The organism is Streptomyces sp. NPDC093598, assembly GCF_044764825.1.
Classification (GTDB): domain Bacteria; phylum Actinomycetota; class Actinomycetes; order Streptomycetales; family Streptomycetaceae; genus Streptomyces.
Map to the genome: position 1 here is coordinate 315,051 of NZ_JBIWIV010000007.1, position 6,746 is coordinate 321,796.

Consider the following 6,746-nt stretch of genomic DNA (forward strand, 5'->3'; position numbering starts at 1 on the left):
GACCTTTCCTGACGGACGGACCTTCGCTGGGCCTCCCCGGAGGAGCCGGTCAGTAGCCCCGCTGGCTGGCGTAGAAGACCAGCCGGTACTTGCCGATCTGCACCTCGTCGCCGTTGTTCAGGGCGACCTGGTCGATCCGCTCCCGGTTCACATACGTGCCGTTCAGGCTGCCCACGTCGGCCACCGTGAACGAGCCGTCCTGACCACGGCGGAACTCCACATGCCGCCGGGACACCGTGACATCGTCCAGGAAGATGTCGCTCTGCGGGTGCCGGCCGGCCGTGGTCAGATCGCCGTCCAGCAGGAAACGGCTGCCCGAGTTCGGCCCACGGCGCACGACCAGGAGCGCGGAACCCAGCGGCAGCGCGTCGACGGCCGCCTGCGCCTCGGGGGACAGGGTCGGCATCGGCGTCTGGCCGGTGGTCTCACTGTCGTAGGCCTCGAGACCGGAGATGGAGATCGTGGAGGTCGTCTCGGACGGACGCTCCGGCGTCGCCCCCGCCCGCAGCGGCGCGCCGCAGTTGGAGCAGAAACGGCTGTTCTCCGCGTTGCGGTTACCGCACCTCGTACACACCAGGGCCGACATCGGATCCTCCTGCCGCGGCTGCCCACCGGGGGCGTTGGACGCGTACGGGTCGGAAAACCCTCCACCCGCACTTGAGGTTGACGGTTGCCCGAAACCTATGCCGCCGGGCTGCGCAGGGTCAACCGACGGCGCGCCCTGACCACCGGAAACACCGCCGCCCGGGCCACCGACCTGGTCCCGGAACAACGGCCGCTGGCCCTCCGCGTCAGGCTGTGCGCGATGACGGGCGGTGGCGTTGTCGCTGCCCTCTCGCGCGCTCTTGCCGAACAACTTCGCAAACAACTTCACGGGCGATTCCCCTTGACCGAAACAGACCCGCCCGTGGGGCAGGACGAACCCTGACTGAACACTCTGGCCGACCCGGACATCCTGACAACGTCCGTCTGCACCAGACAGTTTCCACCACGCACCGCCCATTCGGTGCGCCGACCCCCCGCAACCTCATGCCCTCGCCCGACGCCGCCCATGCACCCCCGGTTCACTGCGAGGACGACCGAGCGTAGTCAGGCCGCTTCGCTGCTCGCAAGGCGTCCACGACGATCTTGGTCGACCGCTCGATCGTGACGGTGGCCTGTTCCTTCTCAAGAGTCTGCACCACGCCTCCGGGGATGTTGAGCGCCGGCTCGAGGTCCTGCGGCTTGCCGATGACCTTGAAACGATAGGGCGCGTTGATCTTGTTCCCGTCGACGCCCACGCCCTTGCCCGAGTCCGTGAGATACGTGCCCGCGACGACCCGAACGCCGTTGACCTGGATCGCCTCGGCACCCGCCGCACGCAGCTCCTGGATCGCGTCGAGCAGCATGTCCGCCTCGACCGTCCCCTTCGTGTCCTGGATCGTCATGGTGATGCCGGGCCCCTGCGCGGCCACGGTGCCCGCCAGGATGCCGAGTTGCCTCTCCTTCTCGATCGTCTGCTTGCGGGCCTCCTCGGCCTGGTCCGAGCTGTTCTCCAGCTCGTCGCGCTGCTTCTCGAGACCCTGCTTCTCGTCCTCTAGACGCTGAGTACGGTCATCCAGTTCATCGAGGATGCGGACAAGATCTTCCTGCCGCGCTCCCCGCAGGGCGCTGTCACTGTCACTGTTCGAGGCCACCTGCACGGCCAGCCCGAACCCGAGGCCGAACAGCAGCACCGCGACGATGAGTTGGGCCCGGGTGACCCGCGGTGGCCACACCCCCTGCACCAGCCGCTGCCGTCCGGTCAGTCGCGGCTCGGGGTCCGGCTGCTGATCCGGTGCCTGCTCGGGCTCCGGCTCCTGCGGGGCCTCCTCCGCGGCAGGCGCCGCCGCGGGCACCTCCTGGGGCAGTTCCTTGCGCAGCCTGTTCCCCGAATCGCCGCCGCCGGCGCGCGTGTCGCCCCGCTCCTCGGCGGGCGTCTCGTCGTGATCGCTCATCGGCCTCACGCCCGGAACACGTGCCGGCGGATCGCCGCGGCGTTGGAGAAGATCCGGATGCCGAGGACGACCACCACACCGGTGGACAGCTGGGCACCCACGCCCAGCTTGTCGCCCAGGAACACGATCAACGCGGCCACGACGACGTTCGACAGGAACGACACCACGAAGACCTTGTCGTCGAAGATGCCGTCGAGCATGGCCCGCAGACCGCCGAAGACGGCGTCGAGCGCCGCCACGACAGCGATCGGCAGATAAGGCTCGACCACCGCCGGAACCTCAGGCCGGACCAACAGGCCGGCCACGACTCCCACGACGAGGCCCAGTACGGCGATCACGATGTGCCCTTCTCGCTCTTCTCAATGCTCGGCTGTGCTGTACGTACGGTCACACTCGGAGCGGCAGGCAGCCGGAGGTCGTCCTCCACGGAGATGCCTGTCCTGATGCCGTAGCTCTCCTGCAGCGCGTTCAGATACAACCCGTCCGCACTGTTCTGGAACCGCGTGCTCAGCCGCTGCCCGTCCCCCACCGCGAGCACCGTGTACGGCGGCACCAGCGGCTTGTTGTCGACCAGTATGGCGTCCCCCGCCGCCCTGATCGCGGACAGCGCCGTCAGCCGCTGCCCGTTGATGGAGACGGCCTCGGCACCCGACTCCCACAGCCCGTTGACCACCCGCTGCATGTCCCGGTCACGCACCCTGCCGGTGTCGGAGAACCCGGAGGCCTCGCGCGGGTTGCCGTCGCCGCCCGAGGCGGCTTCCTTGGCGTCGTTCACCACGAGCTTCACACCGGGGCCGTGCACCGCGACCGCGCCGGACAGGATTGCCGCCAGGTCGGAGTCCGCGCTGCCGCGGCTGTGCTTCAGTGCCTCGCGCTGCCGCGCGCTCACGTCCGCGCGCAGCTCGTCGACGGAGTCCTCCAGCTTGTCCGCCGCCTCGGTCTCCCGGTCGATGCGGTCGACCAGCTCTCCCCGTTCCTTGGCCACGACCGGAGCGGCGACCCGTGCCTGCGCCGCTCCCACGGTCACGAGGAGGGCCGCCAGCACCAGGCCGGCGGCGAGCCCGAGCTTCGCCCTGAGCGTCTTCGGCATGCCGCTGTCGCCCGCGGCCTTCTTGCGCGCGGCGGCCTCGGCATAACCGTCGTCGAGGCTGTGGTCCATGACGTTGGTGAGCAACGACATGGACGCATCCGGGCGCCGGGGCCGCGCGGGAGTGCTCCGAATGGGGGGTGGCTGCGGCATGCCGCACATCGTCGCACGTCGCGAGCGCTACCTCCGAACGGCCCCACCGGCGTGCCGGACAGGCCCCGTTGAGGACACGTGTCCGGCACGCACGCGTGCAGCCCGTTCTACCGGCCGGCGCTGTCCACGACCGCCGACCATTCGTCCAGCAGGGCCTGCGCGGAGGCGTCGTCCGGCCCCTCCGCCCACAGGTGGGTGACGGCCTCGGCCGGGTCGGGCAGGACCATCACCCAGCGGCCGTCGGTCTCCACCACACGCACCCCGTCCGTGGTGTCCACGAAGCGGTCTCCGGCCGCTTCGACGACCCGCCGCATCACCAGACCCTTGACGGCCCACGGGGTCGCCAGATCCCGCTTCAGGACGTGCGCCCGCGGGATCCGCGCGTCGATCTGGCTGAGCGTGAGCTGCGTCCGCCCCACGAGCCCGATGAGCCGTACGAAGGCCGCGGTGGCGTCGTACACGCTGCTGAACTCGGGGACGATGAAGCCGCCCTTGCCGTCACCGCCGAAGATCGTCCCTTCCTCACCGCCCACGCGCGTGAGGTCGTCGGGAGAGGTGGTCGTCCACTCGACCTGTGTCCCGTGGTACGCCGCCACCTGCTCGGCGATCCGGGTCGTGGTCACCGGCAGCGCGACCCGGCCGCTGCGCCGCTCGGCGGCGACGAGGTCGAGCATCACGAGCAGCGCCCGGTCGTCCTCGATGATCCGGCCCTTCTCGTCGACGAGGGACAGCCGCTCACCGACAGGGTCGAACCGGACGCCGAACGCGGCACCCGAGGACGCCACGATCTCCCCGAGACGCACCATCCCCGACCGCCGCATGTCGGCCGTCTCAGTCGGCCTGGACTCGTCGAGCCCGGGGTTGATCGTCAGCGAGTCGACACCGAGCTTGCCGAGCAGGCTCGGCAGCACGAGGCCGGCGCTTCCGTTGGACGCGTCCACGACGACCTTCAGCCCGGATTCCGCGATCCCGGTCGTGTCGACGTTCCGCAGCAGCGACCCGGTGTACGAGTCGAAGACACTGGCCGGGAAGTGCAGGTCACCGATCTCCCCGGGGAAGGCACGGCGGTACTCCTGCCGCGCGAACACCCGGTCCAGCTTCCGCTGGCTGCCCTGCGACAGGTCGGCGCCCTGACCGTCGAAGAACATGATGTCGACGGAATCCGGCACCCCTGGGGTGGTACGGATCATGATGCCGCCCGCACTGCCCCGCGCGGTCTGCTGCCGGGCCACGGGCAGCGGCACGTTCTCCAGGTCCCGCACGTCGATCGCGCTGGCCTGCAACGCGGAGATCACCGCCCGCTTCAGCGCACGGGCACCACGCGAGTGGTCCCGGGCCGTAGTGACGGTCGAGCCCTTCTTCAGGGTCGTCGCGTACGCACCGGCGAGACGCACCGCGAGTTCCGGCGTGATCTCCACATTCAGGATGCCGGAGACACCGCGGGCACCGAAGAGATGCGCCTGGCCCCTGGACTCCCAGATCACCGAGGTGTTGACGAAGGCGCCGGCCTCGATGGTCTTGAACGGGTAAACCCGCACATTGCCCTGGACGATCGATTCTTCACCGACCAGGCACTCGTCACCGATGACCGCCCCGTCCTCGATCCGCGCCGCGCGCATGATGTCGGTGTTCTTGCCGACCACGCAGCCGCGCAGATTGCTGTGCGGCCCCACGTAGACGTTGTCGTGGACGACGGCCTTGTGGAGAAACGCGCCGCTCTTGACGACGACGTTGGAGCCGACGACGGTGTGCTCGCGAATTTCGGAGCCGGCCTCGACCTTGGCGTAGTCACCGATGTAGACGGGCCCGCGGAGAACAGCGTCGGGATGGACCTCGGCGCCCTCGGCGACCCACACGCCCGGAGAGATCTCGAACCCGTCGATGTCGACGTCGACCTTGCCCTCCAGGACATCGGCCTGCGCCTTCACATAGCTCTCATGGGTACCGACGTCCTCCCAGTAGCCCTCGGCGATATAGCCGTAGATGGGCTTGCCTTCCTTCATCAGCTGAGGGAAGACGTCACCGGACCAGTCGACGGGCACGTCGGGCTCGACGTAGTCGAAGACCTCGGGCTCCATCACATAGATGCCGGTGTTCACAGTGTCGGAGAAGACCTGGCCCCAGGTGGGCTTCTCGAGGAAGCGCTCCACCTTCCCTTCCTCGTCGACAATGGTGATACCGAATTCCAGCGGATTGGGCACACGCGTCAGACAGACCGTGACCAGCGCGCCCTTCTCCTTGTGGAAATTGATGAGCTCAGTGAGGTCGAAGTCCGTCAGAGCATCGCCGGAGATGACGAGGAAGGCATCGTCCTTCAACGCCTCTTCGGCGTTCTTGACGCTTCCGGCGGTACCGAGTGGCTTCTCCTCATTGGCATAAGTGAGCTCCATCCCGAGCTCTTCGCCGTCACCGAAGTAGTTCTTGACGAGCGAGGCCAAGAACTGGACAGTCACGACTGTTTCGTTGAGCCCATGCCTTTTGAGCAGCCGCAGAACATGCTCCATGATCGGCCGGTTGGCCACCGGCAGGAGCGGCTTGGGCATGCTTGAGGTCATAGGGCGAAGGCGCGTGCCTTCGCCTCCGGCCATCACGACGGCCTTCATGTCGGAAGCGTCCTCCTCGAAGAGACGGTCTAGCCGACTTCCCCCGCCAGGATTGTCCCGCACTTATCCAGCACGGGCCATCGCTCCGCTACGGCAGCAGGACCATCCGGGAGTTCAATCGGCCGTGGCGTCCGCACGGACCAGGCGGCGGACTTGTACCACGTAGAGGACTCCTGCCCACCAGTACAGCGTTGTACCCCATCCAGCGAACGCCCATCCGAAAATAGCAGCCAGTGACGAGATCCAGCCAGTTCCGTCACTGAGCAGAAGCAGGGGGAAGGCATACATCAGGTTGAAGGTGGCGGCCTTACCCAGGAAGTTCACCTGAGGTGGCGGATAGCCGTGCCGGCGGAGGATACCCACCATGACCAGCAGCACGAGCTCTCTCGCCAGAAGTACAGCGGTCAACCAGAGGGGCAGGATCTCGCGCCAGGTGAGGCCGACCAAGGTCGAGAGAATGTAGAGCCGATCGGCCGCAGGATCGAGGAGCCGGCCGAGGCTGCTGATCTGGTTCCACCGCCGCGCGAGCTTCCCGTCCAAGTAGTCGCTGATGCCGCTCCAAGCCAGCACCAGAAGGGCCCAGCCGTCACTCTTGGGGCCACCGAACTCAGGCCGCAGGATCAGCCACAGGAAGACGGGCACGCCGACGAGGCGGGCCATGCTGAGGATGTTCGGGATGGTGAGCACACGGTCCGTCTGGACGCGAGTCTCCTGAACCTCCACCCGGGGGCCTCCTGTGGGAAACGTGCCAACGATGCCCCCTGACCCTACCTCAACGCAAAAAAGCTCTGGCTCTTGGGCTGCGTGCCCAAGAGCCAGAGCTCTAAAAGGAGTTCGGCGGCGTCCTACTCTCCCACAGGGTCCCCCCTGCAGTACCATCGGCGCTGTAAGGCTTAGCTTCCGGGTTCGGAATGTAACCGGGCGTTT

Annotated in this window: 6 protein-coding genes and 1 rRNA gene; all 7 read right to left on the reverse strand. The window is 67.7% G+C overall.

Annotation, left to right across the window (positions count from 1 at the left end):
* Positions 1 to 49: 49 nt before the first annotated feature.
* Entirely contained in the window at positions 50 to 1,003 is a 954-nt protein-coding gene (locus ACIRDU_RS23110; protein WP_403582201.1) for an FHA domain-containing protein, read from the reverse strand.
* 61 nt (positions 1,004 to 1,064) lie between these two features.
* Positions 1,065 to 1,976 carry a DUF881 domain-containing protein gene (locus ACIRDU_RS23115; RefSeq protein WP_403582203.1) on the reverse strand — a complete coding sequence of 304 codons (912 nt, stop codon included), beginning with the start codon at positions 1,974 to 1,976 and terminating at the stop codon, positions 1,065 to 1,067.
* 5 nt (positions 1,977 to 1,981) lie between these two features.
* The gene (locus tag ACIRDU_RS23120; RefSeq protein ID WP_003988855.1) at positions 1,982 to 2,314 is read right to left on the reverse strand and encodes a small basic family protein; all 333 of its coding nucleotides are present in this window, start codon (positions 2,312 to 2,314) and stop codon (positions 1,982 to 1,984) included.
* A complete protein-coding gene (locus ACIRDU_RS23125; RefSeq protein ID WP_403582205.1) occupies positions 2,311 to 3,225 on the reverse strand; it encodes a DUF881 domain-containing protein in 915 nt (304 codons plus the stop codon). The genes ACIRDU_RS23120 and ACIRDU_RS23125 overlap by 4 nt, the downstream gene beginning before the upstream one ends.
* Positions 3,226 to 3,323: 98 nt before the next feature.
* Positions 3,324 to 5,819 (reverse strand): sugar phosphate nucleotidyltransferase, encoded by a 2,496-nt coding sequence (locus tag ACIRDU_RS23130; protein ID WP_403582207.1) that lies wholly within the window; start codon positions 5,817 to 5,819, stop codon positions 3,324 to 3,326.
* Positions 5,820 to 5,933: 114 nt separating this feature from the next.
* Positions 5,934 to 6,542 (reverse strand): CDP-alcohol phosphatidyltransferase family protein, encoded by a 609-nt coding sequence (locus tag ACIRDU_RS23135; protein ID WP_403582209.1) that lies wholly within the window; start codon positions 6,540 to 6,542, stop codon positions 5,934 to 5,936.
* Positions 6,543 to 6,651: 109 nt separating this feature from the next.
* Positions 6,652 to 6,746 (reverse strand): 5S ribosomal RNA (gene rrf / locus ACIRDU_RS23140); the annotation flags it as partial.

What these genes read in the sequence shown, in the direction of transcription:
- ACIRDU_RS23110 (WP_403582201.1), bottom strand. Translation starts at nt 1,003, where the DNA reads ATGGGCGGTGCGTGGTGGAAACTGTCTGGTGCAGACGGACGTTGTCAG.
- ACIRDU_RS23115 (WP_403582203.1), bottom strand. Translation starts at nt 1,976, where the DNA reads ATGAGCGATCACGACGAGACGCCCGCCGAGGAGCGGGGCGACACGCGC.
- ACIRDU_RS23125 (WP_403582205.1), bottom strand. Translation starts at nt 3,225, where the DNA reads ATGTGCGGCATGCCGCAGCCACCCCCCATTCGGAGCACTCCCGCGCGG.
- ACIRDU_RS23130 (WP_403582207.1), bottom strand. Translation starts at nt 5,819, where the DNA reads ATGAAGGCCGTCGTGATGGCCGGAGGCGAAGGCACGCGCCTTCGCCCT.